This is a genomic window from Jannaschia aquimarina, assembly GCF_000877395.1.
GTDB lineage: Bacteria > Pseudomonadota > Alphaproteobacteria > Rhodobacterales > Rhodobacteraceae > Jannaschia > Jannaschia aquimarina.
Genome location: NZ_JYFE01000017.1, coordinates 111,697 through 137,887 on the forward strand (window position 1 = coordinate 111,697; position 26,191 = coordinate 137,887).

A 26,191-nucleotide genomic window follows, 5' to 3' on the forward strand; every position below is an offset into this window, starting at 1 on the left:
GACGTGCGGCCTGAGGCTGACTGCGCGGCAAACCGGGGTGCCCTGCCGCGGGGGCCGCGTCGCAACCGACAAGGCGGGACATGCGGACAGGCTAACCGAGAACGGTGCCCGAGCTTTCCGGGTTCGGAGACCGCAATCGCGAATAGAACCCCGTATCGAGTGTCAGGCCGGTCCTCTGCGCCTCGACCTGTACCGGGTCGGCATCCTGGTTCCCGCCGCTTTCGACATGAGCGATGATCGCGGCCATCAGAGTGCCGACCACCGGTGCGGTCTTGAACTGGTTGCCGCTGGTGCCGCAGGCCATGTAGAAACCGGGGACACAGGACCGGTCGTAGATCGGGATGAAGTCCTCGGTCGCGTCGTAGCATTCGACGACGCCCGACCGCCGGGTGGGAATTCCGATCTTCGGCACTCTCTGACCGTACCGCATCGCCTGCACGTCCCATTGATCGGTGAAGTCACGCGCCATCCTGTTAGGATCCTCGACCCAGACCATCGGATCGCAAGGCGGCTCTTCGGATCCGATCAGCATCCCGGCCCGCTCGGGACGGCTATAGACGCCCGCATCGCCATCCGACACGACCGGCCCGAGGTCGCTGCCGTCGAGCCCGGGAGGCGGAGGCAGATGGACCACCTCTTGACGAAGCGGCCGGGGATGGACGCCCATGTCGAGATCGGCCCCGGCCATCGCGTTGATCCCGGACGAGGCCGGTCCGGCCGCGTTGACGACGATGTCGGCTTCGACCGCCTCCCCATCTTTCAGCAGAGCCGCCCTGACCCGCCCGTCGATCCGGAAGCCGGTCACCTTTCCGCGCCGGGCTTCGGCGCCATGCCGCGCGGCGGCATCCCAGATATTCTGGGCGGCGAGCATCGGATCGGCCACGTATCCGGCATTGGGCCAGAAGACACCTCCCTCGATGGAGCCGCCGGTCGGTTCCCCGAACCCGGCCGCGTCCGGTCTTCTCGGCGGCCCGTACTGGCGCAGGTCAAGATGCGGCAGGCGCGTGCGGATCGCATCGCCGGTCCACCATTCCCACGGGATGCCCAGATCGTCCGCGATCTCGCGCTGCCGTCGCAGGCCGTCATTGCCAGCATGCGCCATAACGAGGCAGCCGGTTTCCCGGAACCGCGCCAACCCTTCGGGCGGCGCGTCGAGCGCCGCGGCCAGATCCCGCCAGACATGGTAGCCTTCCCATGCCAGGGCCGAGCCCTCGCGCGTCGAGTAGTGCGTTCGGATGACCCCGGAGGATGCGCTGGTCGAGCCATGGCCGGCGACGCCGTGCCGGTCCAGCGCGGTGACCGTCCATCCGTCGCGCGCCAGCGCCAACGCGACGGAACTTCCGATCACGCCCCGGCCAATGACGAGGGCGCGGCCGCGGCTCATCAGATCGCCGCCAAGCCGCGACCGATGGCGTCCAGAAGCGGCGCCTGCGGTTCGATCCCGACCGACAGGCGCAGATAGCCCTCTGGCACGGCATCCCCCCAGCGGGCCCGTCGGTCGGCGCTGGTATGCGTGCTGCCGAAGCTGGTCGCGGACAGGATCGCGCCCGAGGCGGCGATGAAGCGCTCCGCGGCGGCCTTACTCCCGAAATCCGTTCCGATGACGAAGCCAGGCGCGCGCATCTGCGTGGCGGCCAATGCGTGGTCGGGGTGATCGGGCCGGCCGGGATAGGTCACGGCGAGATCGGCTGCTGCGAGCCGGGCCGCGACGGCGGCAGCGTTCGCGCACATCCGTTCGAGACGCAATTCCAGCGTCTCGAGGCTGCGGGACAGAAGCCACGCCTCGAAGGGTCCGGGGATGGATCCGGCGAACTTGCGGACATCCGCCAGCCGGTCGTGCAGCGCCTCGTCGCGGGTGGCGACATGGCCGAGGATCAGATCCGAATGCCCTCCGGCGGCCTTGGTGTCCGAGGCGACGACGATATCGGCGCCCAGTTCCAGTGGCCGTTGCAGGAAGCCGGTGGCGAAGGTGTTGTCCACGGCAAGCAAAGCCCCCGCCTCACGGGTGCGTGCGGAGAACGCGGCGAGGTCCACGAGATCCAGCGCCGGATTGGATGGTGTCTCGATCATCGCGAGGCGGATGCCGGCCAGGTCGGCGTCGCCCAGATCGCGGGTCTGAACCTCCACCGTCTCGATGCCCATCCCGGCCAGCATTTCTCCGCCCAGGACACGTGTGTGGAAATAGCCGTCCGCCGGCAACAGGATGCGGTCGCCCGCGCGGCAGGTGGCGAGCATCACCGCCGCGATTGCCGCCATGCCGCTGGCGAAAAGAAGCGCGGGCGCGCCTTCGATTTCCGACAGGCGTCCCTCGCAGGCGGTGACGGTGGGCGTGGCATAGCGCCCGTAGATCGCATCTTGCGCGGGCTGGTCGCCCAGTCGGAACGTCGCGGTCGTGAGCATCGGCTCCGCAACCGGATCGCCCTCGGCAAGACGGGACGTGCGGTGATGCAGGAGCGCCATGGCGGCGGCTTGGATCGGATCGGTCATGCCTGTCCCTCTAGCGCGGGGCAGGCCCCCGCGCGAGGGCCTGTTGCCCGGTCGCCGTCCCGCCGCTAGCCTCGCTGCGATGATCCTGGTTTTCGGCGACAGCAATTCCCACGGAACACCGGCGATACGCCGCCGCGGGGACGTGGCCCGCTTTCCCGAAGGCACTCCGTGGCCCGATGTGATGGCGGACCTGTTGGGTGGACGGGTCATCGTCGAGGGCCAGCCGGGCCGCACGACCGTCCATGACGATCCGGTCGAAGGGGCGCACAAGAACGGTCTGACCGTCCTGCCCGCGCTGCTGGAAAGCCATCGGCCGGTCGAAATGGTCCTGATCATGCTCGGCACGAACGATTGCAAGGCCCGCTTCGGCCTGCGTGGATGGGACATCGCTGCAGGGATCGGTCGGCTGGCGGAAGTCATCCTCGCGTCCAATGCGGGGCCGGCCGGCGCTCCGCCAGACGTCATGTTGATCGCGCCGGTCCCCATCGAGGAAGCGGGCGTTCTGGCTGAGATGTATCAGGGTGGCCCCGCCCGGTCGCGTGCGATCGCCCCTGCCTTGCGCGCCGAGGCGAAGCGCCTCGGATGCGGCTTTCTGGACGCCGGCCGCCATGCGAGCGTCGATCCGGTGGACGGGATACACCTGACCGCCGAAGCCCATGCCGCGCTGGGGCGGGCCGCCGCCGAGGCCGTGCGCAATCGACGTGGCTGACTGGCGGGCCCGACTGCTTGCCGAGCGCGCGTATCTGCTTGCCGCATCCGGGACGACGGCATCCGGCCGCCGCCCTGTGGAACTAGACCAGCAGGCGGTGGGACGCCTTTCGCGGATGGATGCGATCCGGGATCAGGCGATGGCCACCGGGACAGAGGCACGACGCCGCGCCCGACTTGCCGAGGTGGACAGGGCGCTGGACCGGCTGGAGACCGGGACGTTCGGACGTTGCCAGGACTGCGAAGAGCCGATCGCGCCGGCGCGCCTCGATCTCGATCCGTGCACGCGTCTTTGCGTCGATTGCGCGCGGGGCTGAAGACAGGTCTTTCAAACCTGCGGATATCCGACTAACTTGGTCGGGATTAGAGGGGATAGGCCGATGCAAGCAGTCCGCGCTCTTCACACAGACCCGACCGGCGACAGCCCGCCGGATCTCCTCGTCCTTCTGAGGCGCGCCGCCCTCGAATGCCGGGCCTCGGCGCGGCTCGACACGGCGCGCGCCTGCGCGCTCTTCGATCCCGAAAGCAAGGCAGACGAGATTGCACGCCTTTTAGCCCGCGCCTTGCCGCAGGCGATGCATGTCCGTCCGCGATTTCACGCCACCGAGGCGTCCGCGCGCAGCTTCGACGAACGCTGGATCCTCGCCATCGCCGATGCCATCGCCCGGAGGGACATCGATTCCGAGCGGTTCCTTCTGTCGCGGCGCACCACGCCGCTCGGCGGGACAGCCATTTCGCTTCTGATGCGGGGTTTTCTGGACCGCCTGCCTCGCGAAGCGCATCGCCGATCGGAGCTTGCAGTTTCTTAGAACAGTTCTAAACTAATCGAAGCCAGCCAGCAGCCGCCAGCCCGCCATTCTTCATCACCGGAGGGATATCCCATGGCTCAAACCGCTTCCGACCTGACACCCGACGCCGCGACCGAAATCGCCGAGGCTCTGAATCAGGCCGTCGCCGAGACCGTCGTGACCACGATGCTCGCCCAGAATTACCATTGGAATGTGACCGGCATGTCGTTCGGGCCGTTGCACGAGCTGTTCCAGCAGATCTACGAGGACCATTTCGTCGGTCAGGACGACCTTGCGGAACGCATCCGCGCGATCGGAGAGATCGCGGAAGGCAAGCTGGCCGGCCATCTGGACCGGTCGAAGGTCCAGGAAGGCGACGAGACCGCGTCCGACAAAGAGATGATCCGCCATCTGGCCGAGGCGCAGGAGACGATCGGCGCGACACTTGCCGGTCTCTCGGAAGTCGCCGCGAAGCATGGCGACATCCGGACCGAGGATCTGGCCATCGAACGCGGCCGTATCCACGACAAGTTCGCCTGGATGCTGCGCGCCCACTTGCGCTGAGCCCATCGTGGCGGGCCTGCGGTCGGGGGTGGCCCCCGCAGCCGGGCCCGTGCCATGACACGGTCGTTCCCGTCCGAGGTGAGACCGACCCCTGTCCGATAGCATCACACAGACCCCACGAGGCGACGGCCCCGCGCACAGGCGGGTCGTCCCCCGTTCGCTCGCCTTCGCGGCGGGATGCGTCGCGGTCATTTGCGCGTTGCCCCATCTCGGCGTCCTGCTCGCGGCGCTGGGTGGAAACCTTGAGACCGTCACTCAGTTGGCGACCACGGTTCTGCCGGCCTATGCGGGTGCGACACTTGCGCTGATCGTGCTGGTGGGGCTTGGGACGCTGGTGCTTGGCGCGGTGACCGCCTGGCTGGTCACGGCATGCGATTTCCCGGGCCGCCGCTGGCTGGAGCCCGCGCTGGTCCTGCCGCTCGCCTTCCCGGGATACGTGCTGGCCTATGCCTATACCCACCTGCTGGACCATCCGGGCATCGTTCAGACCAGCTTGCGCGACCTGACGGGCTGGGGGCCGCGCGACTACTGGTTTCCCGAGATCCGGTCGCTGGGCGGTGCGGCGCTGATGCTGACGCTCGTGCTTTATCCCTATGTCTATCTGCTGGCCCGGTCGGCCTTCGTGCTGCAGGGACAGGGCCCGTACCACGTCGCGCGATCCCTTGGCCGTGGCCCCTGGAGTGCATTCGCGACCGCCGCCCTGCCGATGGCACGGCCTGCGGTGGCCGCCGGTGTGCTGCTCGTCTCGATGGAGGTGATCGCCGATTTCGGCACCGTTGCCTTCTTCGGCGTGCAGACCTTCGCCACGGGGATCTATACGGCGTGGTTCACGCTCGCGGACCGGGCGGCGGCGGCGCAGCTCGCGCTTGGCCTTCTCGCATTCGCCCTCTTGCTGGCGCTGCTGGAACGGGGCAGCCGGGGCGAGGCGACCTATGCCTCGCGCGCCCGGCACGTCGAGGCCCGTGCACGGCTGCGGGGCTGGAAGGCGGCGCTCGCCACGGTGGCCTGCGGCCTGCCGGTCCTGCTTGGCGTCGCGGTGCCGGTCCTGACGCTGGCGGTCATGGCCGCAGGGTCCGAGCAGGATCTGACGTCCCGCCGCTATGTCGGGTTCCTGACCAACACGGTGACGCTCGCGACCATAGCCGCCATCGTCACCGTGGCGGCCGCGCTGCTCCTGGGGACGTTGGCACGGGTCGCCCCGGGGCGGGCGTCCGGCGCGGCCCTGTCCATAGGCCGATTGGGCTACGCCGTACCCGGAGGCGTGATCGCGGTGGGCCTGCTCGTCCCCTTCGCCGCCTTCGACAACGGGCTGGACCGGCTGATGGAGGCGCGGTTCGGGATCGACACCGGCCTCCTGGTCACCGGGTCGATCTGGCTCTTGGTCGCGGCCTACATGATCCGGTTCCTCGCAGCGGCGATCGGCGCCTACGAGGGCGGGCTCGCCACGGTGACGCGGAACACGGACTCCGCTGCGCGGGTACTCGGACGGGGCGTCTGGGGCACGGTGCGCGACGTGCATGTTCCGACCCTCGTGCCCAGTCTCATGACGGCGGCCCTGATCGTCTTCGTCGACGTGGCCAAGGAACTGCCGGCCACGCTGATCATGCGCCCTTTCAACTACGACACGCTCGCGGTTCAGGCCTATCGGCTGGCCTCGGACGAACGGCTCCAGGGCGCCGCCGTGCCGAGCCTCGTCATCGTGGCGGTCGGCCTGATCCCGGTGCTGATCCTGTGCCGCCGGATCGGACGGACTCGCTAGGCGAGGGTCCTGCCGGACTCCGCGGTCGATCGCACGAAATGCTGCGCTGACCGTCTGCCGGAGTCGGTCGGACGAGACCCGCCAGCCATCGCCCGAAGCGCCACTCGGGCCGTCATGACCGATCAGTCAAGGTCTTCGTACACCCGTTCGCGGCGGGGCCCCATCCGATCAGGGCTTCCGCGCCCGACGCGCCAGGGCCATGCGTGCGAGTTCACGGAGAACGCTTCTGCTGCGGAAGGCCGCAATCAGGAAGGCTGCGCCAAGCAGCCCGCCGGCGGCAACCGGGCTCAACGCCGCCGTCGCGCCTGCGGTGAGGGCAATGACTGCCGCGACGATCAGCACGACCTGCATCCGGTCCACGGGGATAAGCCCAGTCAGACGCCATGCCAGCGTCGCGCTCGCGACGTTGATCACACCCTGCGTCAGGGCAGCGGCCGTCGCCGCGCCGACCGCCCCGAAGCGTGGAATGAGGAGGAAGTTGAGCGCGACGAGAAGGACAAGCCCGCCGACGCGGAGCAGGGCGGACCAGCCCACCTCTCCGTGCATCGCCAGATAGGCGGCATGCAATCCCAGCCCGGTATTCAGCACGAACCCGAGGGTCACGAGCAGGAGCACCGAGTAGGCCTGTTCGAAAGCGCCGAAGAGCGACAGGATCGGCATCCCGCTTAGCGTGAAGAGGGTCGCCGCCGCCAAGGCGGCCGCGAATCCGGCGTCGCGGGTACGGGCGAATTCGCGCAAGGCCGCGGCGGTATCGCCTGCCGCGATCCATCTTCGCGTGCGGGGCATGAAGGTGGGCTTCAACGATTGCCGACCCTGATCCGCGATGGCTGCGATGCGGGCGGCTATGGCGTAGTCGGCGGTCGCGGCCCCGGTGGCGAGCAGACCCATCATGACCAGATCCACTTGCCGCCCACTCTCCTGCGCGAGGCGGATCGTGACGAATTGAATGCCTTTCGTGAAATCGCCCCCGTTCAAGCGCCGGGGCGCGCGTCGGGTCCGCCCCCGCGCCTGCCAGATCAGCAGCGCGACCGGGACGGTGGCCCCGAGGACAGCAGCCGCCGCGACGCCGGATGCACCGAACCCCGCCAGCAGGACCACCGCGAAGAACAGGCACCTGGACAGGTCTCCGATGCCGGGCATCGCAGCGGCGAAGGCGACGCGATGGTTTGCCTGGTACCAGGAATGGAGCACCATTCCCGCCGTGAATGGCACGGCCGACAAGGCCAGCGCCGGCAACCAGAACCGGGCCTCTGGCATCAGGCCCATCGAAACGAATGGCTCGGCCGTGACCGCCATGAGCGCCCCGAGCGCCCCGGCGACGGCGGTGCAGATCAGCGTCACCCGAAGCGCGAGGCCGCCCCCGCGCAGCCATCGGGACGACGGTTCGATCCCGGCCACCCGCAGCATGAGGGCGCGGTCGAGGCCGAGCGTCGCCAGCACGCTCACAAGCGTGACGACCGCCATCGCGAAGGCATAGCCTCCGAACATCTCCTTGGAGAGGATCTGCGTCAGCAGCAGGAGCGAGGCGAAGCCCGCAACGCTGCTTGCCACCGTTCCGCCAGCGACGCCGACCGCACCGGCAAGGTAGGCTGAAGCCGGTGCACGCATCGACGTCTAGACCATATCCCTGACGAAACGTGCCCGCATCGGTGTGGCACCCGGCTTTCGCGGAAGCGCGAGGCTTGAGAAGGCGGGCGAGGAGCAGGCTCCGAAGCCATGGACGACCGGCCCCGCGACGGAAGGAGACCTCAGATCGAAGGCCGTCCCGATCGGAGCAATGACGCCGCGCCATGCGATGGTGATCATCCGAGTGGTGCCCACGAGAGGCGCATTGTCCATCGCCACCTGCATTTCGGACGGGACAAGGTCAGCGCGGGACGCTGGGATTTGCTCAGGATGCGGTTCCAGACGGACGGCACGGGATCCTCGCCGGACAATCAACCAACGGCTAACAGATCGCGTTCGGTGCGGCCATGCCGGTCATGCCCCGGCAACGCATTGTCCACGACGCTGTGCCCGAGCCGGCCGCACCTCGCCGCGGCGCGATTGAATGACTGGGCCGCGTCACCGGCCTGGCAGGAGGCATATCGCCCGGAGCGCGGGTCTGATGCGGCAACCGGAACGCGCTCGCCGTCGCCTTCGGAGTTTTCGGCGGGTCTGTGGATGTCGTGGGGATCGACCTGGTCCCGCGCGGGACACGGTGGACGGACGGGGTCTCATCGCGTCTGGCCGCCGGTCTCCTCCATCCATCGCGACACGCCTGCACGCACGGCCCTCAGGACGGCTTGGCCCAACGCTTCGCCGGCGGCCGTGTGTTTGCCCGCGTGCCGGCAGGACCCTTCGGGCGCCGCCACCGCGATGCAGTCCGTTCCCGTGCCGGTCGCAGGACCGCCGGGCAGGTCCAATCCGGCCTCCAGAACTGCCAGCGTGCGGGCTTCGGCCGCGAGCGTGAGAGCTTCGATCAGGGCTTCGGATGCGAGAGGCAACGAAAGCCGGACGGCGAGGTTGATCGTGCCGACGCTCGCCATGGCGAGGCGGCGGGTGCCGATCCGCTCGGCATTGCTCAGGCCGACCGTGGCGACGGCATCGGCGCGGACACCCTCGACCTCTGCCCGTGCCACCCGATGCGCATCCAGGGAGCGGGAAGTCAGAAAGCAGACCGAATCCGCGGCCTGCCGCGCCCTCAGCCAGCCTTTGAGCGCGGCATAGGCGTCGAAATCCTCCGGCAGATCGGCATCCCGGACTTCGCGCCAGAGGATGCGTGATGCCGTCACGAAGCCCGGGCGATGCGGCGCGAAGGAGAGGACCCGCATCTCTTGTCCCAGATCCATGTCCAGCCAAGGGGGGGAGAGGGCCGGGCGGATCACGGCGCGACCCCGTGGGCGTCGAGCAGAGGTCCGTGAGGGGTATCGACGATCTGCGCCTCGAGGCCGAACGCATCCCGCAGCAGGTCTGGCGTCAGGATCTCCTCCGGTGGGCCGTCCGCCGTCACGCCACCGCCGGACAGGACGATCAACCGCGTGCAATACCGCGCCGCCAATGCGAGGTCGTGCATCGAGACGACGATCCCGCGCCCTTCCCGTGCGAGATCGCGCAAGAGACGCATGACCGCGATCTGGTGCGCCGGATCGAGCCCCGCCATCGGTTCGTCGGCCAGCAGCAGCGGCGCATCCTGCGCAAGGGCGCGGGCCAACAGGACACGCGCCGTTTCTCCGCCCGACAAGCGCGTGGCGGCGCGGCGGCGGAACGGGTCGAGGCCCAGCCGGGTCAGCGCATGATCGACGGCGGCGCGGCCGGTTTCGGTCCTGCCGTCGCCATGCGGCATCCGGCCGAGTGCGACCACCTCTTCGACGGCGACGGGCCAGGCCACGGCCCGGCCTTGCGGCATCCATGCGGCCGCGCGGGCGCGGGCAGAGGGCGGCAGCGCCGCGAGGCTCGAAAGCCCCTCATGCGGGACAAGCCCGAGTGCTGCGCGCAGCAGGGTCGTCTTGCCCGACCCGTTCGCGCCCAGCAGACCCACCAACTCCTGGGGGCCGACGGTGAGAGAGACGTCCGAGAGCACCCGCCGCCCGCGGAGTGTGACCCCGATCCCGTCGAGCGTCAGCAGGCTCATGCCTCCAGCCTCCGCGACCGCCAGATGAGGTGCAGAAAGACCGGCGCGCCGACCAAGGCGGTTAACACGCCCAGCTTCAGATCCCGCTCGGGCACCACCACGCGCACCGCGATATCGGCGGCCAGGATCAGCGCCGCGCCCCCCAACGCCGACGCCCAGAGCAGGCGCGCGGGCCGGGCACCGACCAGGGGGCGCAGGATGTGCGGGATCACGAGGCCGACGAAGCCGATGGCGCCCGCCACGGCCGTTGTCCCGCCGACGATCAGCGCGGTGCCCGCGACCAGCGAAAGGCGAAGCCGTTCCACGCGGACGCCCAGCGAGGCCGCGGCATCCTCGCCCAGTGTCAGAGCATCCAGCGCCGGGCCGAGCCGCAAAAGCACCGCTGCGCCCGCGACGACCAGGGGGAGCGCAAGCCAGAGATGCGACATCGAGCGGTCCGCAAGCGATCCCATCGTCCAGAACACGATCTCGCTGGCCGCGAAGGGATTCGGCGACAGGTTCAGGACCAGTGCCGTCAGCGCGCCCGCCAGGGCGGAGACGGCGATCCCTGCGAGGATCAGTGTCAGCGACCCGCCATGCTGCCCGGCCAGCATCAGGACGAGGCCGACGCCGAGGGCCGCGCCGATGAGTGCCATCGCGGGCAAGCCGATCCAGACCGCGGCCGCGACGCCGGTCTGGATCGCGAGGACGGCGCCGAGCGCGGCCGATGCCGAGACCCCGATCAGGCCGGGATCTGCGAGCGGGTTGCGCAGATAGCCCTGCATCGCCGCGCCCGCGAGGCCGAGACCGCCCCCGACGAGGGCGGCAAGCAATGCTCGGGGCAGGCGGATCTCCCGCATGACCAGCGTCAGAGGGCCGGCGTCGCCCATCACGAGCGCGCGGAGGCTCTCGCCCGGTCCGATCTCGGCCGGACCCACCGTAAGGGAGACGGCGAAGAGCGCCGCCACCAGCCCGCAGAGCCCCAGCGCGAGCGCTCTCATTCCAGCCTTTCGCGCAGGGCGCGCATCCGCCCGACGGCTTGCAGGACATGGGGCGTGCCACAGACCCATTCGCTGTCGGACACCGCCCCGGCCGCACGACGCTCGCGCATCTGGTGGAGAACGGGGTGGTCGAGGATCTCTTCTGCGCGGGAGGCGCGCGGATAGGGCCGACCGGTCACGAGCGCGTCCGGCTCGGCCATCGCGAGGATCTCGAGTGGCATGACGCCCCCCTCCGGCAATCCGGCCTCGGCGGCGATGTTCGCAAAACCCGCCGCCAGCAGGATCTCGCCCGCGAGCGTCCGATCCCCCGAAGTATAGCCGTTCGCATAGTAGAGCGCCGCGCGGGGCCGGGTCGCGATCTCTTCGCGCAACGCGGCGAGCCCCGCTTCGAACTCCGCCCTGAGTTGCGCGGCGGCCTCGGCGCGGCCGAGCACGCGACCCATTTCCTCGATCCGGTCGCCGATATCTGCCATCGAATAGGCCGGATCCAGAACCGCGACCGGCACGCCCAACCTGCGCAACATGTCCACCGTGGCCTGCGTCGAAAAGCTGCCCGCGATCACCAGGTCGGGATCGAGAAGATAGATCTCTTCCGCCAGTCCGCGATTTGACGGGTAGGCGGCCGCCTCGGTCGCCATCGCCGAGCCACGCGGGTCCTGCGCGAGGGACGAAACGGAGACGAGCTGCCCCGGCGCGGCCAGCAGCATCGCGAGTTGGTCGGTGCAGAGGTTCATGGAGACGACCCGCGCGGGCGGACCGGCAGGACCCTCCGCCAACGCTTCCGTGGCCACGACCGCAGCGATTGCGGCGGCAACGACTCGCCAGATCGCCCCCCGGCACGGGCCGGACCTGCCGGGGGGCATGACGCGCATGTCTAGAACGACGCCGAGATGCCGGCGAAGACTGCGCGTCCCGGCTGCTGAAAGCCGCCGGCCGTTTCGTAGTCTTCATCGAACAGGTTTTCGACCCGCAGCGTCGCGGCCACGCCGTCCCGCACGTCGTAGCCAAGGCCCAGACCCACCAGCGTGTAGTCCCCGACCTTGTTGTCGGCAGGGGCGAAGACAGAGGGTTCCACATCGGCCACGTGCCGGACCTCCACCCGGCCGGAAAGGCGCGGGGCGAAGTCTCCTTCGACGCCGATCAACAGGTCATGGCGCGGAACCCGCGCGCGGCGGTCTCCTTCGGTTTCGGCCTCCGTGTAGGTGTAGGCGCCGAACGCCGCCGCGCGCCCCGGAATGACGTCCACCCGACCCGAAAGCTCGATCCCCCGCGTCCTGGTGGTTCCCGGAATCTGCGCATAGCAGCCGAACCCCGACGCGCAGACCGTGGAAGCCCCATCGAAGTCGATGAGATCGTCGATCTCCACCTGGAAGAGCGTGGCCTTGACGAACCCGGTCGTGCCGAAGCGATGCTCCACGCCCAGATCGAAGCTGAGGCTTTCCTCCGGGCGAAGGTCCGGATTGCCGAAGGAGGCGAAGCGCTCGAAGAGCGAGGGCGCGCGAAACCCTGTTCCGACCGAGGCGCGGATCATCGTATCGGCGCTCGCAAGCCAGGCGAGCGCCAGTCGGCCGGTCGTTTCTCCTCCGAAGTCGTCGCTGTCGTCGTGCCTCACCGAGACTGCAAGCTCGATGGACGAGGTGGGGCGGAGCACCGCTTCGCCCAGGATCGAAACCGTGGTGTCTTCGGCCGAAACGGTGTCGGTGCGGATCTCTTCCACGGTCCGGTCGAGGCCAAAGGACAGCGTTGTCGTCCCCACATCCGCCGAGGCCACATAGGCCAATTGCCTCCGGTCCCCGCCGAACTCGCGGGTGAAGCCGCCCGGATCCTCCCTGTCCGACGAGAAGACGCTGTAGGACAGCTCATGGGCGGCGCCGAGCGCGTCGACCCTCGCGAAGACGCGCGCGCCTCGCTGCTCGGTGTAATTGACGCCGGAATTGTCGGTCTCCGACCGGTCGATCTCCACTTCCGCGTCGCGCCACAAGGCCGAGAAGCCCAGCGTGACCGCGTCGGTCGCGGCGAAGTCGCCGGTCAGGCTGGCGAATGTCTGGTTGAAGCCGTCCTTCTCGTCGTCGCCCGCCCGCGCCGAAATGCCATCGGAGATCGTGCGGTCGATGTTGAACGAGATCTGGCCCCGCTCGCCGCGCTGGGTCAGCCCGAAGCTGCCGGCGAACGTGTCGAAGCTGCCGGCTTCGATGCGGGCGCGGTTGGAGAACCCGATCTCATCGGATTGCGCGGTGGTGATGTCGACGACGCCCGCAATCGCCTCGGAGCCGAACAGGGCGGATTGCGACCCCTTGATCAGGTCGACCTGACCGATATTCGTGGCCGTGAGGCCGCCGAAGTCGAACGATGTCTGCGTGCTCGACGGGTCGGTCACGTCGATGCCGTCGATCCGCGTTCCGATGTAGCTCGTGTCGAGCCCGCGGATGCGCAACGTGGTGTTCGCGCCCAGGCCGCCATCCGACGACAGCGTCACACCGGGAAGGCGTGTCAATGTGCCGGCAAGGCTTGTGGACGGGCTTGCGGCCAGGGCATCGGCGTCCAAGGCCTCGACCGTGGCGCCGACCCGCGACACCGGCTGGGGCCCCAGCGCGGTCAGCGCGCCCCCGATCACGATCTCGTCCAATTCCACCGGGTCCTGTGCCCCGGCCGGCAGGCCGAGCCCCATGCATGCCGTCAGCATCAAGGCAGCCAGCCACCGCTTCGTCTGTTCGTTGCGCATCGCGCGTCCCTCTGTCCCACAGCCCCGATCCGGGCTGGCGTCGCCAATGTTCGTGGCTTGAGGGCGCACCCCTCCGCGCACGGTGATCTCACCACGACGGAAGGCTCCGTCGCCCACATCGCCCACCGCGACGGGACGGGGTGACGCATCGGCAGGTCTCCTGGCTCGCGGGTCACAGCTCTTGCCGGGCCTTCCCGCCCCGGGGGGCAGTGGCGTGATCCGGCTTCGCTCTCCGCTCACAGTTGCGGGGGCAGCCACGGAATCGGGCAGAGCCCTCACCGCGTTCCCTTTTCACCGGACGGCGTGCCGCCCGGACCGAAGCGCCTCGACCGTAGCAGCCAGTGCCCGTCCACGCCAGAGCTTGTCGGACATCGGCGAGATGCTGTCGGAGGGCCCACGCCGATGGCGTGCCGGAGATGGTCTCGGCCGGAAGGAACGCCGAATTCGCAGCACCGTGAACGTCAGGATTCGGACAATCGGGACAGGCTGGAGGCATCAGCCCGGTTCGGCTTGGACCGCCCTTGTCAGACCGAAGGCTGGCCAGATTCGGGCCGGGACCTAGGTCGAACGGGAGAGTTTTGAGATCGGAAGATTTCTTATCCCGACCCAGAATTGGAGATCATCGCATGACCCAGGAGCACAGAGGAATCAGTCGGCGAGGCTTGTTGAAGGGGTCTGCCGGCGCCGTGGGGGGGCTGGCCGCGGGGGCGGCGATGGGTCAGGGGACGGCCGCGCCCGCCTCCGGGCCCACCGACCCGCGCGATCCGCTGCCTTTCGAGGTCACGCTCAACGGCGAGCTCATCCAGGCGGCGGCCGAGCCGCGTGAGACGCTGCTCGACTGGCTGCGGGAAACGCGGGAGCTGACGGGAACGAAGGTCGGCTGCAACCACGGGCAATGCGGGGCCTGCACCGTCCATGTCGACGGCGAGCCGCGGCTGGCCTGCCTGACGCTGGCCCTTCAGGTCGAAGGGCGCGAGGTGACGACGATTGAGGGGCTGGCGCGGATCGCCGAGGCGGGCGGCTATGCCGAGGACGGGCTGCACCCGATGCAGACGGCCTTCGTGGCGAACGACGCGCTGCAATGCGGCTACTGCACGCCGGGCCAGATCATGTCCGCCGTGGCGGTGGTCAACGAGGGCCATGCCAGCGACGCGGCCGAGGTGCGGGAGTACATGTCGGGCAACCTCTGCCGGTGCGCGGCCTACCCGAACATCACCGCGGCCGTGCTGGACGCCAAGGAGCGGATGCCCGACGTGGCGGTCGATGGCGGCGGTGCGCGGCAGGACTTCCATCTCGGATCCGGGGAGGCCTGAGCCATGGACCCCTTCTTCTACGAGCGTCCCACCGAGCTGACTCGGGCCGCGGCCCGCGCGGCCGAGCCGGGGGCGATGATCTATGCGGGCGGCACCACGATGCTCGACCTCATGAAGCACAAGGTCTACGCGCCCGAGCGCGTCATCGACATCACCCGCCTGCGCGAGCCTGGCCTGCGCGAGATCCGCCGCGACGGGGACCTTCTGGTGCTGGGCGCGCTGGTGACGATGCACCAGGCTGCCGAGGACGCGACCGTGAAGGCCGAGGCGCCCGCCATCTCGGAATCGCTTTGGCTCGCGGCGACGCAGCAGCTGCGCCACATGGCGACCCTGGGCGGCAACGTCCTGCAGCGCACCCGCGACCCGTATTTCCGCGATCCGTCCTGGCAGGCGGTCCTCACCCGCAACGATCCCCGCGACTCGGGCGAGCCCGAAGGCGCCAACCGGCTGGGCGCGGTGCTGGGCACGACCGAGACCTTTCTCGCCTCCTATCCCGGCGACTTCGCCCAGAGCCTCGCCGCCTTCGGCGCCACGGTGGAGATCACCGGCCCCGACGGCGCGCGCAGCCTCCCCTTCACCGACCTGCACGTCCTGCCCGCCGACCGCGAGGCGCCGGATCAGGTGACGCGGCTGGCGCCGGGCGAGATCATCACGGCCTTCCGCGTGGATCTGTCCCCGGCCACGCGGCGGTCGACCTACATCAAGGTGCGCGACCGATCCTCCTACGCCTTCGCCAACGCGTCCTGCGCCGCGGGGTTGGCGATGGAGGGCGAGACGGTCGCCGACGTCCGGCTCGGCCTCGGCGGCGTGGCCACGGTGCCTTGGCGCGCGACGGCGGCCGAAGAGGTCCTGCGCGGCGAGCGTCCGACGGACGACGCCATCAAAGCCGCGGCCGAGGCGGCCTTCGCCGACGCCCGCACCTTCCACCACAACGCCTTCAAGGTGCCGCTGGGACAGAACACGATCCGGCGCGCCCTGACGGTTCTGCGCGACATGGAGGGCTGAGCGATGACCCGGACCTATGACATCTCCGAAGCGGCCACCGGCCTGCCGATGATCGGCGCGCCCGAACCGCGCTACGACGGCCGCATGAAGGTGACCGGACAGGCGGTCTATGCCGCCGACGCTCCCGTCTCCGGTACCCTGCACGCCGCGCTGGTGCTGGCCCCGCAGGCGCGCGGGACGGTCTCCGCCATCGATGCGGCGGCGGCCGAGGCCGTGCCCGGCGTGCGCCTGGTGCTGAGCCACCTCAACTATCCGTCCGACCTGGAGGCCGTGCCCACCTTCGCCACCGGCGGGACGACGCAGGCCAGTTGGCAGGGCTTCGAAAGCCCCGAACTCCACTTCGCGCAGCAGCCGGTCGCCCTGGTCGTCGCCGACACGATCCAGAACGCGCGGGAGGGGGCGAAGCTTGTCTCGCTGACCGTCGCCGACCCGGCCGAGGCGCCCGTCGCCTCCATCTTCGCCGAGGCCGCGCCCGAGGCGCGCGACATCTCCGACGTGATCCCCAACGTTGTGGCCGGCGACGTCGACGCCGCGCTCTCCTCGGCCGCGCATGTGGTCGAGGCGCGCTACACGACGCCGTTCCAGCATCATAACCCGATCGAGCTCTACGCGACGACCGCAGAATGGCGCGATGGCGGCCTGATCGTTCAATGCCCCTCCCAATGGATGACGGGTACGCGCGCCGCGCTCGCCACCAAGTTCGGTTTGGCCGTAGAGCGGGTGCGCGTGATCGCGGCGGTCACCGGCGGCGGCTTCGGATCGAAGGCGACGGTGATGGCGCATACCTTCCTCGCGGCACAGGCCGCGCGGATGGTGGGGCGGCCGGTCAAGCTCTACCTGTCGCGTCACGACATGTGGACGGCCGGGTCCCACCGTCCTGAATCGTCCCACGACCTGCGGGTCGGCATGGATGCCGAGGGGCGGCTGACCGCGCTCGACCACGCCCAGGTGCAGCAGACCTCGCGCATGGACGACGTGCCGCTTCCGGGCACCGAGATGACGACCCGGATGTATGGCTGGAACGCGGTGCGCGGGACCAATGCGTTGGTCTCGACGGACACGAACACGCCGGGCTTCATGCGCTCGCCCGCCGAGGTGCCGGCCTTCTTCGCTCTGGAATCGGCGATCGACGAGCTTTGCGTGGCGTCGGGCCGCGATCCGGTGGAGGTGCGCCTCGCCTCCGACAGCATGACCGAGCCGGTCGAGGGCCTGCCGTGGACCTCGCGCAGCCTGGCCGAATGCCTGCGCCGAGGCGCGGAGGTCTTCGGCTGGGAAGGCCGGTCCGAGCGGCCGGGCACCCGCACCCGCGACGGCCTGCTGATCGGCCATGGCGTCGCCTCGGCGATGTACCCGATCTACGCCTCGGCGGCGGTGGTGGACGTGCGCCTCGGCTCGGACCTCAGCGTGCGCGTCAGCGCGGGCGCGCAGGATATCGGCGGCGGCACCTACAACGTGCTCACGCAGATGGCGGCAGCGACTCTGGGCGTCCCGCTGGCCAACGTCACGGCCGAGCTGGGCGACAGCGACCTTGCGCCCAACGGCGTGGCGGGCGGCTCGCGCCAGACCGCGTCCCTGACCGGCGCCGTGAAGGATGCCTGCGAGAAGGTGATCGCGGAGCTTGCGCAGGTGGCCACCAAGGAGGACGGCCCGCTCGCCGGGGCCGACCCGGCCTCGGCCACCGTGGCCGACGGCAAGATGAGCATCGGCGACCGGTCCGTTCCCTTGCAGGAGGTGGTCGCGCTGGTGCCCTTCGGCGTCGTCAAGATGCGCGGCTCGTGGATCCCGGCATCGGCGGACCCGAAGTCGATCATGGATCTCTACCGGCGCGGCGCGACCTCGCTCATCGGCTTCACCACCGACACCCACGCGCGGTCGTCCTTCGGGGCGAACTTCGTCGAGGTCAGCGTCGACCCCGTGACCTTCGAGATCCGCGTGCCGCGCATGGTCGGCGCCTTCGCCGCCGGACGCATCCTCAACGAGATGACGACGCGATCGCAGTTGATGGGCGGCATGATCTGGGGCGTGGGCTCCGCCCTGCATGAGCAGACGGAGGTCGACCCCCGCGCCGCGCGCTTCGTGAATGCCGATCTGGGCGAGTACTTCGTGCCGGTGAACGCGGACGTGCCCGAGGTCGCCGTCGAGATCGTCCCCGAGGAGGACCCGCATATCAACCCGCTGGGCATGAAGGGCGTGGGGGAGTTGGGCATTACAGGCATGGCCGCCGCGATCGCCAACGCCGTCTATGACGCCACAGGCGTGCGCCTGCGCGACCTCCCCATCCGAATGGAGCACGTGCTGCAGGGCATGCAGACCTGACGAATGGGCCGCGGCAACCGTCCCCGCCGCGGCCTGCAGTTCCCGTCTTGCCGCAGGACCGACACGCAGACGTGACCGGCTCGCGGATCGCCGTCCTGGCCGTGGGGCTTCGATGGCGTCTTCCGTGATCCGGAATGGGCCGGGCAGACGGCTAGCGACCCGAAATGGGGATCACGAACTGACGTCGCGCACCGGGTGGCGGTGGCGGGAAAGGTGCGGCTCCGCGCACGATCCGCACGGCGGCCTGGTCGAGGCGCGCATTCCCCGACGACGCGGCCAGCCCGATGGAAGCCAGCGCTCCATTGCCCGAAATCGTGAACGAGACCCGCGCCGAGCCGGCGCCGACGCTGCGCGGCATGCGCTGACGCGCGATCCGGCGCTGCACCTGTCCCGGATAGTTCGAGGCGGCCGCATTGCCTGCCGCCTGGGCACGGCCCGCCCCGGAAGAAGCGTCCTTGCCGTCGCGTCCACCGGTTGCGCCGCGATCGGCAGTCCGCTCGTTGGTGTTGCCCTGCGGCCCGGCTTGCGCCGCGGGTTCGCGGCGGCGGCCCGGGTCGCGGGTAGCGGCGGCACGCTGCCGCCCGTCCTGAGCGGCGCGGTGCTGCGCCAGATCGGTCGCGCGGTCCTCTATTGCGCGCGGCCGTGTCGTCGGTCGGACGGATCGCAGCGGTGTGGAGTCGTCCAGCTCGGGCGTGAGGGTCTCGGCATCGGGCGCAGTCGTAGCCGGCAGGACCCGCGTTGTCGGGGATGCGGCCGACAGGGCCGTGTCGGGCGGGGATGCGCTGACCACCCGCTGCGCAGCAGGGACGGGGACGATTCCCGATTGCGCTGCCGCCGGAGGGGGGGCCTCTGCCACGGGTGCCCGCAACCCGTCCGGCTGCACGGCCGCGAGCGGAGCCGTCGCCCCCCGAGCCTCGGGCAGGGTCATGCGTCGCGCGGGCTCGGGCCGCAGGGTCCTGAACATCGCCTCGACCGGCATGGCGATCTCAGGTGGCAGGGGCTGTTCCGCCGCCTCCGGCGCGACGGCTTCGGTCACGCCGCGGACCAGATCCTCGAAGGCGACGCCGTCCACCGCCACCTCAGCCCCTCCGCCGCCCGCGACCTCGATGGGCGCGGGCACGGGGCCCAACCCCGCCACGAGAAGATGCACGCCGAGGGACGCCACCAGCGCCCCGCCCGCGACCGCGGTCGATCCGGGAACAGAGACCTTCACTCGAGCCCCCGCTCGGTGACGACGAAGACCCGCCCGGCCCCCGCTGCGCGCAGGGCGAGCGTCACCTCTATCAAACGGTCGGCCGCGACGGACCGGTCGGGGACGATGCGCACGTCTCCGCCATCCGCCCCGATCGCGTCGAGATGGGAGGCGGGGTCGGTTTCCTCTCCGCGGAACCACAACACGCCCGCGGCATCCAGAACCAGCGCATCCGGCGGAGCGCGGCCGTCGAGACCGGAAACCCGCGCAAGCGTCAGGTCTTCGCGCAAGGGCGGCGCGACCGTGCCCGCCACCAAAAAGAAGATCAGCATCAGGAAGACGATATTGATCAACGCGATCGTCGGCTCGGACCTGCGGCGTCGGTGCCGGGGCCGAGCAATCATCGCAGGACCGTCAGCGTCAGGTCCGGAACCTGCCGCAGCCCCCCCAACAGGTCGATCAGCGTCTGCGCCTCCACGCCGTCGGACAGGGAGACGAGCGTCGTCGTGCCTGCGATCTGATCTTTGAGCTCGTCCAGCGTCACGATGCGTCCGGCCAGGCGAATATCGTCCGCGCGCAGCTGCACGAAGCGGAGGTCCCCGGCAGGCGCCGCTCCCGTTCCGCCCGAGGTGGCGCCGATCTCGATTTCGCCGAAGCGGGCGAATGTCGATGTCAGCATGAAGAAGAGCAACAGCAAAAAGATGACATCCACGAGAGGGGTCAGCGACAGCGCCCTGCGGCGGAAGCCGCGCCTAAGCATGGACGACGCCCGCCGGAGTCGTCGCCACCGGGGCAAGCGGCGAGCGGGCGCGCGCGATGAGGAGGTCGGCGAAGTCGCGTTCACGGTCCACGCGGCTTTCGAGCCACGACAGGACAAGCGACGTGGGCATCGCGACCGCCAGCCCGACCGCCGTCGTCAGGAGGGCGACCCATATGCCGCCCGCGAGGATCGAGGGGTCGACCGCCGCCCCGGCCGCCTGCAAGGCGCGGAAGGCGTCGATCATTCCCAGCACCGTGCCGAACAGACCCAGCAAAGGGGCCAGTTGGGCGATGTTGTCGAGAATGCGAAAGCCCCGTTCCAGCTTCGCGAAGGACATCGCGCCTTCCGCGTCCAGCCGATCGCGGAGGGCCTCATCGTCGCGTGCCTTCAGCGCCAGCCCGGCCAGCGGGGCCAGATGGCTACGGCTCTCGGCCAGACGGCTGCGGGCTACGCGTTCGTCCCCCAGGTCCCAGGCCTCCAGCACCTCTTGAAGTCGGGTATGCGTGCCGACGCGCGCGGCCCGGAATTGCCAGAGCTTGTAGAAGGTGACCGCCAGCGCCACGACCGACATCGCGAGTAGCAGCATCACGACCGGGCCGCCCAGCGCCAGCAGATCCGCGACCCGGTCCGTCGGCCCGCTCATCCGAGTATGTCCACGGTGGTGCGCGAGGTCACGGTCAGCGGGCAGGCCTCCACGCCTTCGCAGGTCTGGACGCCGTTCACCATCAAGCGGTCCACCTCGTCACAGGACAGGGCGGGCAGGTCGAATTGCCTGACCCGCGAGAGCGAGGCGGGCACAGCCGCGAAATCGAGAAGCGAGATCCGCGCCACGGCGTCTTCGGCATCGAAGGCCACGGCCTCGACCACGAGCGAATCCACGTCGGTCCCGAGCCCGTTGCGCACCACGAAGATCATCCGGCACGCATTCTCGATCTGATCGAGCGCGTTGAGTTCGATCGACAGGCTCGCGGGCGCCTCTTGTGCGCGCGCGGCAGGGGACGCCGCAGCGGACAGGACGAGGATCGACGCCACCGCGATTGCGGCGAACGGATCTGAGTGTGCGACAGGAGGGAAGCGGATCATCGCGGCCTCTATGGCTCGAAACACAGCTATACGCCACTGCGCCGGTCTCGGGCTCTGGCCGCGAAATCCTATTGGGGGGATCGGGATTGTCCAGCAGGCTGCGGGCTTGGTCGGGGCCCGCCAGCGATGCTTGGGATCGAAGGTCTTCGGAGCGACGTCATCTAAAACCGGGTGGCCGGCACATCTCCGCGCCGAATCAGAAACCCGGTCCGCCGTGCTTCTTCATGCCGGCCGGATGCCGGGGATCGGACCCCGCGTCCGGTGCGGTTCGGGGGCGCCTCGCCAAACGACATTGCGCCCCCCTTTTCTATTACTCCCAGCCGACCTGCGCGAAGATGCGGTTCGCCGCCTCGACATTCTTGGCCACTGCCGAAAGATCGACGGTGTCGGCGTCGAATTCGCCAAGCTGCTGGACGCTCTCGCTGAGCGGGACGCCCGCCACGACGGGATACTCGTCGTTGCCGTTGGCGAAATATTGCTGCGCGCTGTCGGAGGCGAGGTATTCGAGGAACGCCACCGCGTTGTCGCGGTTGGGCGCATTCGCCGCGACGCCGCCGCCCGACAGGTTCACGTGCGCCCCCTGATCCTCGGTCATCGACGGGAAGACGAAGCCGATGCCTTCAAGCTCTTCTGCGCCGAGGCCGTCCACGTCGGTCCGCAGCGCGCGGGCATAGTAGTACGTGTTGGAGATCGAGATGTCGCATTCGCCCGACACGATGCCCCGAAGCTGGTCGGTGTCACCGCCTTGGGGATCGCGGGCGAAATTGTTCACGAAGCCCTGCGCCCAATCCTGGGCTGCGTCTTCGCCGTGATGCTCGATGACGGCCGAAAGCAGGGTCTGCGAATAGACGTTCGTGGACGAACGGTGGCAGATCATGCCCTCGTATTGCGGGTCGGCCAGGTCGAGATAGGTCTGGGGCGGATTCTTGACCTCCGCCTCGTCGTAGAAGACGATCCGCGCGCGCTGGCTGAAGCCGAACCATTCGTTGTCGGCATCCTGAAGGTTGGCGGGGATCCGCTCTTCCAGAAGCGCGCTTTCCACGGGCTGGAGAAGCCCGGCAGTCTTGGCCCGCTCGAGCCGGGTGGTGTCAACGGTCAGCAGCACATCGGCCGGAGAGTTCTCGCCCTCTGCCTGCATCCGGGCGATCAGTTCGTCGGCATTGCCCTCGATGCGGTTGATGGTGATCCCGGTGGCATCCTCGAAGTCGGAATAGAGCCGTTCGTCGGTATCGTAGTGGCGCGACGAGTAGAGGTTGAGCTCCTGCGCGAGGGCAGGGGCGGCGGTGGCAGCCATCAGAACGGCGAGGGTCGACAGACGGGTCATGAAAAGTCCTGTTACTTGGTGAGGATCAGCTTGCCCGAACGGGTCAGGCGCAGCGTATAGACCTGGTCCCCCAGGCGGATCGTCGCGGTCCGCGCGCCGGCCAGAAGCTCCTCTGCCCGATAGGCGGGGACGACGGGTGTGAGTTCGGACATCGCGAGGCCTCCTGATTGGGGCGGTGGCTCCGGGCTGACGCGAGGCGCTGGCTGGGATGGTCTATTCCTGAGTAAAGAAGTCAGAGAATGCAAGACCTCGATTGCGACGCTCCGGAAGCGGCGGGCATCGCCCATGCGAGAACCCGGCCCGACCGGTCCCGAAGGTGCCGACGCCCGCCGCGCGCGGCCAAAGCCGACCGCGACCGCCTCGCCGCCCTTCAAGATCATCCATTGGTGCCGGTGCGCGGCTATTCCCAGACCGAGCGGCGATGCACCTTTCGCGCCTCCGCCGTCACGACGAGCCGCGATTGCAGAAGGGCGAGCCGTCCCGCGACGGTCCGGGTATAGACCAGCCGCGCGGGACCGACATGGCGGTGCCAGCCGTCGAGCAGGGCCTGCGCCTGCTCCTTCCGCGCGCCGAGATCGCGCGGCACAGGGTAGGGCGCGGCGCGCAGATGCCGGCCCAGATAGGTCTCGCGCAAGATAAGATAGCGGGGATTGTCGATCGGCGCGAAGAGCTCCTCGATGGCGGACAGTGACCGCGTCTCCTCGGGCAGCGTCACGCCCGACAGGGTACACCAGGTCAGCCCGTCCGGGGTGGTCCCGGTCTCGATCCCGATCCGGTCGGCCGGCGTGCGGATCAGCCCGGTCTCGGTCATCGCATGGACCAGCGCGCCCGCCGTCTGCCGCATGCTGCCGCCGAGCGATCCGTGGCGCCAGACCCGCCGCGCCTGCCGGATCACCGGCACGGCGAGGCCCGCACAGGCCAGCAGGCTGACCGCTCCCGCCGCGAGGCCCCCGCCCAGGGTTGCCCAAGACGCGCCGATCCCGCCGGCAAGCGCCAGCGGCGGCAACCCGCGGGTGATCGCGTCGCGCCGCACGAGGCCCCGGGGCAGGTGCGCCGTCTCGAGGTGGTGCCGGATGCGCGGCTCCGGCCTGCCGGTCACGAGCGCGCGCTCCCAGGAGGCGGCCAGACCGTCCCGGTCGGCGGCGCGGACGATCTCCGCCGCGTTGGCCGACGGGTTTTCGCCGAACGCATCGAAGCCGGACTGGATGACGCCGTCCCGTTCATCGAGGTGGACGAAGGTGTCGAACCGGGCGCGCAGCGCCTCCAGCTCCGGGCCGCCGCCATCCGGCGCGATCGTCGCGAGGTGCCAGATATTGGCCACTTTGTGCGGCCGGGCCGGGTCGCGTCGGATCGCCCGGCCGCGAAGCTGGTTGGTCGAGACGAAGGAACTCACATTCGTCGCGAGGATCAGCGTGTTGACCGCCGGCAGATCCCAGCCCTGGCCCAGCAGGGCGCGCGTTCCAATCAGGACCCGGGCCCGGCCTTCGGCCACCAGCGCCGAGATCGCCGCAACACGCCGGTCGTTGCCGCCGTCGAAGTCCACCCTCTCGTAGCGGGTGTCGTGGGCAAGCGGCGTGCAGCGCGCGTCAGCGGCGTCCAGCACGCCCGCCGGGACGATGCAGACCGACCCGGTCAGCACGGCCAGATCCGCCGGACCGGGGAGATGGCGCAGGCGTTCGAACAGGCTGCCCGCATCCGCGCGCGCCTCTTCTCCCGGTCCGCCCGGCGCGAAATGGCCGGGGTCGCGCGCCGCCAGGGTCAGCGCGTCGCGGCCGACATGCTCGCAGAGGATCGCACAGCGGATGTGGGCGCCCTGGGCCGCGCGCTCGGCGGTGAGGATCTCCGCGATGCTCCGGGCCTTGCCGCTGGCGTCGCGCAGCAGCGTCTCGCCCTCGCCACGCCGGGGCGGCGGGATCGTCACCCGTCCCCTCCGCAAGGCGCCGGCCTTGCGAAGCCTCGCGACAAGCGCCTCGGGCAGCGTATCCTTGAGACCGGCAAACAGGACCTGAAGCCACTCGTCGCCCAGACGCGGAAGCTGGGCGCGGCCCACCCCGAGGATGCGCAGCGGCTCCGATGGCAGCGGCGCTTCGGCGTCCGCAAGGTAGATCAGCATCGCCGACAGCAATTCGGGATCGTCGAGAATGGCCGCGACATGGGGCGGCGCGTCCGCGATCCAGGGATGGTCCTGCAAAAGCGCCAGCATCTCCGGGTCGCGCCGCAATGCCTCCCGAAGCTCTGCGGCATGAGCCGACGGATCGACGTAACCCGACGAGCCGTCAAGCCGGGACAGGTGCACGAGGTCCCGGTGCGGCGCCAGATCGCCGCTGCGCACCAGTTCGGGGATCCCGATCTCCGCATCGAGCGGTCCGCAAAGCGCGTCGTAGCGCCGCCATTCGGCCGACGAGACGTCGTAGGGCGGCGTCGCGGTCAGGGCGACGACCTGCGGTGCCAATCGCTCGGCCAGATGATCCAACGCCTCCCACCAGGCGCGGCGCAGATGATGCGCTTCGTCCAGCATCAGGACCGCGAACCCGTATTCGACAAGCGGCGCCGGATCCCCCAGCGCGTGGAGCGCCTGATAGGTCGAGACCGTCACCGGCGCCGGCCGGCGCAGATCGGTCGAGACCCAGTCCGGGGGCGCGTCGTCGTCCAGAAAGCCGTCGACAAGCCGCTGGACCCATTGCGTGCGGATCGACAGGGCCGGCGACAGGATCAGCGTCGGCTTGGCCAGTCGGCGCATCACTTCGAGCCCCAGCACCGTCTTGCCCGCGCCGGGGGCGGCGGAGACGTGCAGGCGGTCGTCCTCGAGGTGGCTTTCGAGATTGTCCAGCACGACGGCCTGATACGCGCGCCAGGCATGGCGAAACCGCATCGCGTCGAACGGTGTCACGGGTCGAGGCGGGCCAATTGCGTGTCGAGGGCCGCCATGGTCGCCGCGAGCGACTCGAAGTCGCTGTCGATGCAGGCGCGCTCGACGCGCGCGAAGACGTCGCGGTAGCCGTCGATCTGCCGGGCGATGGTCTTCAGGCGATCCCCATGCTCCACCCGGGCGCGATCCTGCAGGCGGGCATACTCTTCGCAGATGCCGACGATGATGCTGGCGTGATGGTGAATGAACCGGCGCGTCTGGGCGTAATCGCCCGCATCCTCAAGGATATCGGCACCGATCCGCTCCGCCAGGGCGGCCATGTCGCGGAACGTGCCCGCGACCGGCTCGGGCGTCGTGTCGGCGCAGGCACGCAGGCGGTAGGCATAGTCGGCCAGCAGGCGCGCGCCCAACGCCTGCCGGCTTTCGCGCGGGGGCCGGCCGCGCACGAAGAAGGCGGCCAGCCCGAAGCCGATCAGCGCGGCCATCGCGGCGATGATGTAGACGCTCATGCGCCCGACCTAGCAGCGCGTCCCCGTGCCCGGAAGATGCGCAGGGTGGCGCGGGTGCGGCTGCGGCCCGCGCGCACCGCTTGCGCGATCCGACGAGGCGCGCTAATCCCGCTACACTGGGCGGGCATGGTGAAATGGTATCACACGAGCCTTCCAAGCTCTTGGTGCGGGTTCGATTCCCGCTGCCCGCTCCAGACCT

25 protein-coding genes, 1 tRNA gene and 1 riboswitch are annotated in these 26,191 nt (G+C 69.6%); of the genes, 9 read left to right on the forward strand and 17 right to left on the reverse strand.

The features are described from left to right. Positions 1-91 precede the first annotated feature (91 nt). Positions 92-1,384, reverse strand: a complete 1,293-nt coding sequence (locus jaqu_RS03665; RefSeq protein WP_043917580.1) for an NAD(P)/FAD-dependent oxidoreductase — start codon at positions 1,382-1,384, stop codon at positions 92-94. Then, entirely contained in the window at positions 1,384-2,487 is a 1,104-nt protein-coding gene (locus tag jaqu_RS03670; protein ID WP_043917581.1) for a cystathionine gamma-lyase, read from the reverse strand. Before jaqu_RS03670 ends, jaqu_RS03665 begins: the two co-directional genes overlap by 1 nt. A gap of 79 nt (positions 2,488-2,566) precedes the next feature. Between jaqu_RS03670 and jaqu_RS03675 the strand changes: the two genes are divergently transcribed. The 5 genes from jaqu_RS03675 (at position 2,567) to jaqu_RS03695 (ending at position 6,306) form a co-directional block, all read left to right on the forward strand. Next, on the forward strand, positions 2,567-3,196 hold the full coding sequence (locus tag jaqu_RS03675) for an SGNH/GDSL hydrolase family protein (protein WP_043917646.1): 630 nt from the start codon (positions 2,567-2,569) through the stop codon (positions 3,194-3,196). Next, positions 3,189-3,512: a TraR/DksA family transcriptional regulator gene (locus tag jaqu_RS03680; RefSeq protein WP_236687770.1), complete on the forward strand. Its 324-nt coding sequence runs from the start codon at positions 3,189-3,191 to the stop codon at positions 3,510-3,512. Before jaqu_RS03675 ends, jaqu_RS03680 begins: the two co-directional genes overlap by 8 nt. A 63-nt stretch (positions 3,513-3,575) precedes the next feature. Further along, positions 3,576-4,004: a hypothetical protein gene (locus tag jaqu_RS03685; RefSeq protein WP_043917583.1), complete on the forward strand. Its 429-nt coding sequence runs from the start codon at positions 3,576-3,578 to the stop codon at positions 4,002-4,004. 72 nt (positions 4,005-4,076) lie between these two features. Further along, positions 4,077-4,547, forward strand: coding sequence for a Dps family protein (locus tag jaqu_RS03690; RefSeq protein WP_043917584.1), 471 nt, complete (start codon positions 4,077-4,079; stop codon positions 4,545-4,547). A 103-nt stretch (positions 4,548-4,650) separates the two neighbouring features. Then, complete coding sequence (locus jaqu_RS03695) at positions 4,651-6,306, forward strand: ABC transporter permease (protein WP_043917585.1); 1,656 nt, start codon at positions 4,651-4,653, stop codon at positions 6,304-6,306. A 168-nt stretch (positions 6,307-6,474) separates the two neighbouring features. On the opposite strand, the gene jaqu_RS03700 is transcribed toward jaqu_RS03695, so the two are convergent. The 6 genes from jaqu_RS03700 to jaqu_RS03730 all read right to left on the reverse strand — a co-directional run bounded on the left by jaqu_RS03700 (position 6,475) and on the right by jaqu_RS03730 (position 13,621). Next, positions 6,475-7,914: a lipopolysaccharide biosynthesis protein gene (locus jaqu_RS03700; RefSeq protein WP_043917586.1), complete on the reverse strand. Its 1,440-nt coding sequence runs from the start codon at positions 7,912-7,914 to the stop codon at positions 6,475-6,477. Positions 7,915-8,522: 608 nt separating this feature from the next. Continuing rightward, positions 8,523-9,173 (reverse strand): adenosylcobinamide amidohydrolase, encoded by a 651-nt coding sequence (locus tag jaqu_RS03710; RefSeq protein WP_043917588.1) that lies wholly within the window; start codon positions 9,171-9,173, stop codon positions 8,523-8,525. Continuing rightward, entirely contained in the window at positions 9,170-9,919 is a 750-nt protein-coding gene (locus tag jaqu_RS03715; protein WP_043917589.1) for an ABC transporter ATP-binding protein, read from the reverse strand. The genes jaqu_RS03710 and jaqu_RS03715 overlap by 4 nt, the downstream gene beginning before the upstream one ends. Then, positions 9,916-10,899 carry a FecCD family ABC transporter permease gene (locus jaqu_RS03720; RefSeq protein ID WP_043917590.1) on the reverse strand — a complete coding sequence of 328 codons (984 nt, stop codon included), beginning with the start codon at positions 10,897-10,899 and terminating at the stop codon, positions 9,916-9,918. The genes jaqu_RS03715 and jaqu_RS03720 overlap by 4 nt, the downstream gene beginning before the upstream one ends. Next, complete coding sequence (locus jaqu_RS03725; protein WP_043917647.1) at positions 10,896-11,762, reverse strand: ABC transporter substrate-binding protein; 867 nt, start codon at positions 11,760-11,762, stop codon at positions 10,896-10,898. Before jaqu_RS03725 ends, jaqu_RS03720 begins: the two co-directional genes overlap by 4 nt. An 11-nt stretch (positions 11,763-11,773) precedes the next feature. Beyond that, positions 11,774-13,621 carry a TonB-dependent receptor plug domain-containing protein gene (locus jaqu_RS03730; RefSeq protein ID WP_043917591.1) on the reverse strand — a complete coding sequence of 616 codons (1,848 nt, stop codon included), beginning with the start codon at positions 13,619-13,621 and terminating at the stop codon, positions 11,774-11,776. 133 nt (positions 13,622-13,754) lie between these two features. After that, a riboswitch (cobalamin riboswitch) is annotated at positions 13,755-13,956 on the reverse strand. A 327-nt stretch (positions 13,957-14,283) separates the two neighbouring features. Here jaqu_RS03730 and jaqu_RS03735 point away from each other — a divergent pair. The 3 genes from jaqu_RS03735 to jaqu_RS03745 are packed head-to-tail and all read left to right on the forward strand — an operon-like array spanning position 14,284 to position 18,255. Next, entirely contained in the window at positions 14,284-14,934 is a 651-nt protein-coding gene (locus jaqu_RS03735) for a (2Fe-2S)-binding protein (RefSeq protein WP_236687774.1), read from the forward strand. A 3-nt stretch (positions 14,935-14,937) separates the two neighbouring features. After that, a complete protein-coding gene (locus jaqu_RS03740; RefSeq protein WP_043917592.1) occupies positions 14,938-15,939 on the forward strand; it encodes an FAD binding domain-containing protein in 1,002 nt (333 codons plus the stop codon). Between the two features lie 3 nt (positions 15,940-15,942). Continuing rightward, positions 15,943-18,255, forward strand: a complete 2,313-nt coding sequence (locus jaqu_RS03745; RefSeq protein ID WP_043917593.1) for a xanthine dehydrogenase family protein molybdopterin-binding subunit — start codon at positions 15,943-15,945, stop codon at positions 18,253-18,255. A gap of 151 nt (positions 18,256-18,406) precedes the next feature. Here the strand turns inward: jaqu_RS03745 and jaqu_RS20440 are convergent, their stop codons facing one another. From jaqu_RS20440 to jaqu_RS03785, 9 genes are all read right to left on the reverse strand, one after another. Beyond that, positions 18,407-19,468, reverse strand: coding sequence for a TonB family protein (locus tag jaqu_RS20440; RefSeq protein ID WP_052500756.1), 1,062 nt, complete (start codon positions 19,466-19,468; stop codon positions 18,407-18,409). Further along, positions 19,465-19,779 (reverse strand): ExbD/TolR family protein, encoded by a 315-nt coding sequence (locus jaqu_RS03755; protein WP_236687775.1) that lies wholly within the window; start codon positions 19,777-19,779, stop codon positions 19,465-19,467. The genes jaqu_RS20440 and jaqu_RS03755 overlap by 4 nt, the downstream gene beginning before the upstream one ends. Before the next feature lie 68 nt (positions 19,780-19,847). Further along, positions 19,848-20,207 carry a biopolymer transporter ExbD gene (locus jaqu_RS03760; protein WP_052500757.1) on the reverse strand — a complete coding sequence of 120 codons (360 nt, stop codon included), beginning with the start codon at positions 20,205-20,207 and terminating at the stop codon, positions 19,848-19,850. Then, positions 20,200-20,850, reverse strand: a complete 651-nt coding sequence (locus jaqu_RS03765; RefSeq protein ID WP_043917595.1) for a MotA/TolQ/ExbB proton channel family protein — start codon at positions 20,848-20,850, stop codon at positions 20,200-20,202. Before jaqu_RS03765 ends, jaqu_RS03760 begins: the two co-directional genes overlap by 8 nt. Beyond that, a complete protein-coding gene (locus jaqu_RS03770; protein WP_052500758.1) occupies positions 20,847-21,290 on the reverse strand; it encodes a hypothetical protein in 444 nt (147 codons plus the stop codon). Before jaqu_RS03770 ends, jaqu_RS03765 begins: the two co-directional genes overlap by 4 nt. A 310-nt stretch (positions 21,291-21,600) precedes the next feature. Then, a complete protein-coding gene (locus tag jaqu_RS03775) occupies positions 21,601-22,614 on the reverse strand; it encodes a Fe(3+) ABC transporter substrate-binding protein (RefSeq protein ID WP_043917596.1) in 1,014 nt (337 codons plus the stop codon). 11 nt (positions 22,615-22,625) lie between these two features. After that, the gene (gene hemP, locus jaqu_RS20970; protein ID WP_084629339.1) at positions 22,626-22,766 is read right to left on the reverse strand and encodes a hemin uptake protein HemP; all 141 of its coding nucleotides are present in this window, start codon (positions 22,764-22,766) and stop codon (positions 22,626-22,628) included. A 248-nt stretch (positions 22,767-23,014) separates the two neighbouring features. Continuing rightward, entirely contained in the window at positions 23,015-25,504 is a 2,490-nt protein-coding gene (locus jaqu_RS03780) for a DEAD/DEAH box helicase family protein (RefSeq protein WP_043917597.1), read from the reverse strand. Further along, entirely contained in the window at positions 25,501-25,992 is a 492-nt protein-coding gene (locus tag jaqu_RS03785; protein WP_043917598.1) for a hypothetical protein, read from the reverse strand. Before jaqu_RS03785 ends, jaqu_RS03780 begins: the two co-directional genes overlap by 4 nt. 120 nt (positions 25,993-26,112) lie before the next feature. On the opposite strand from jaqu_RS03785, the gene jaqu_RS03790 reads away from it, so the two are divergent. Further along, positions 26,113-26,186 (forward strand) — tRNA-Gly (locus jaqu_RS03790). Positions 26,187-26,191: the final 5 nt, after the last annotated feature.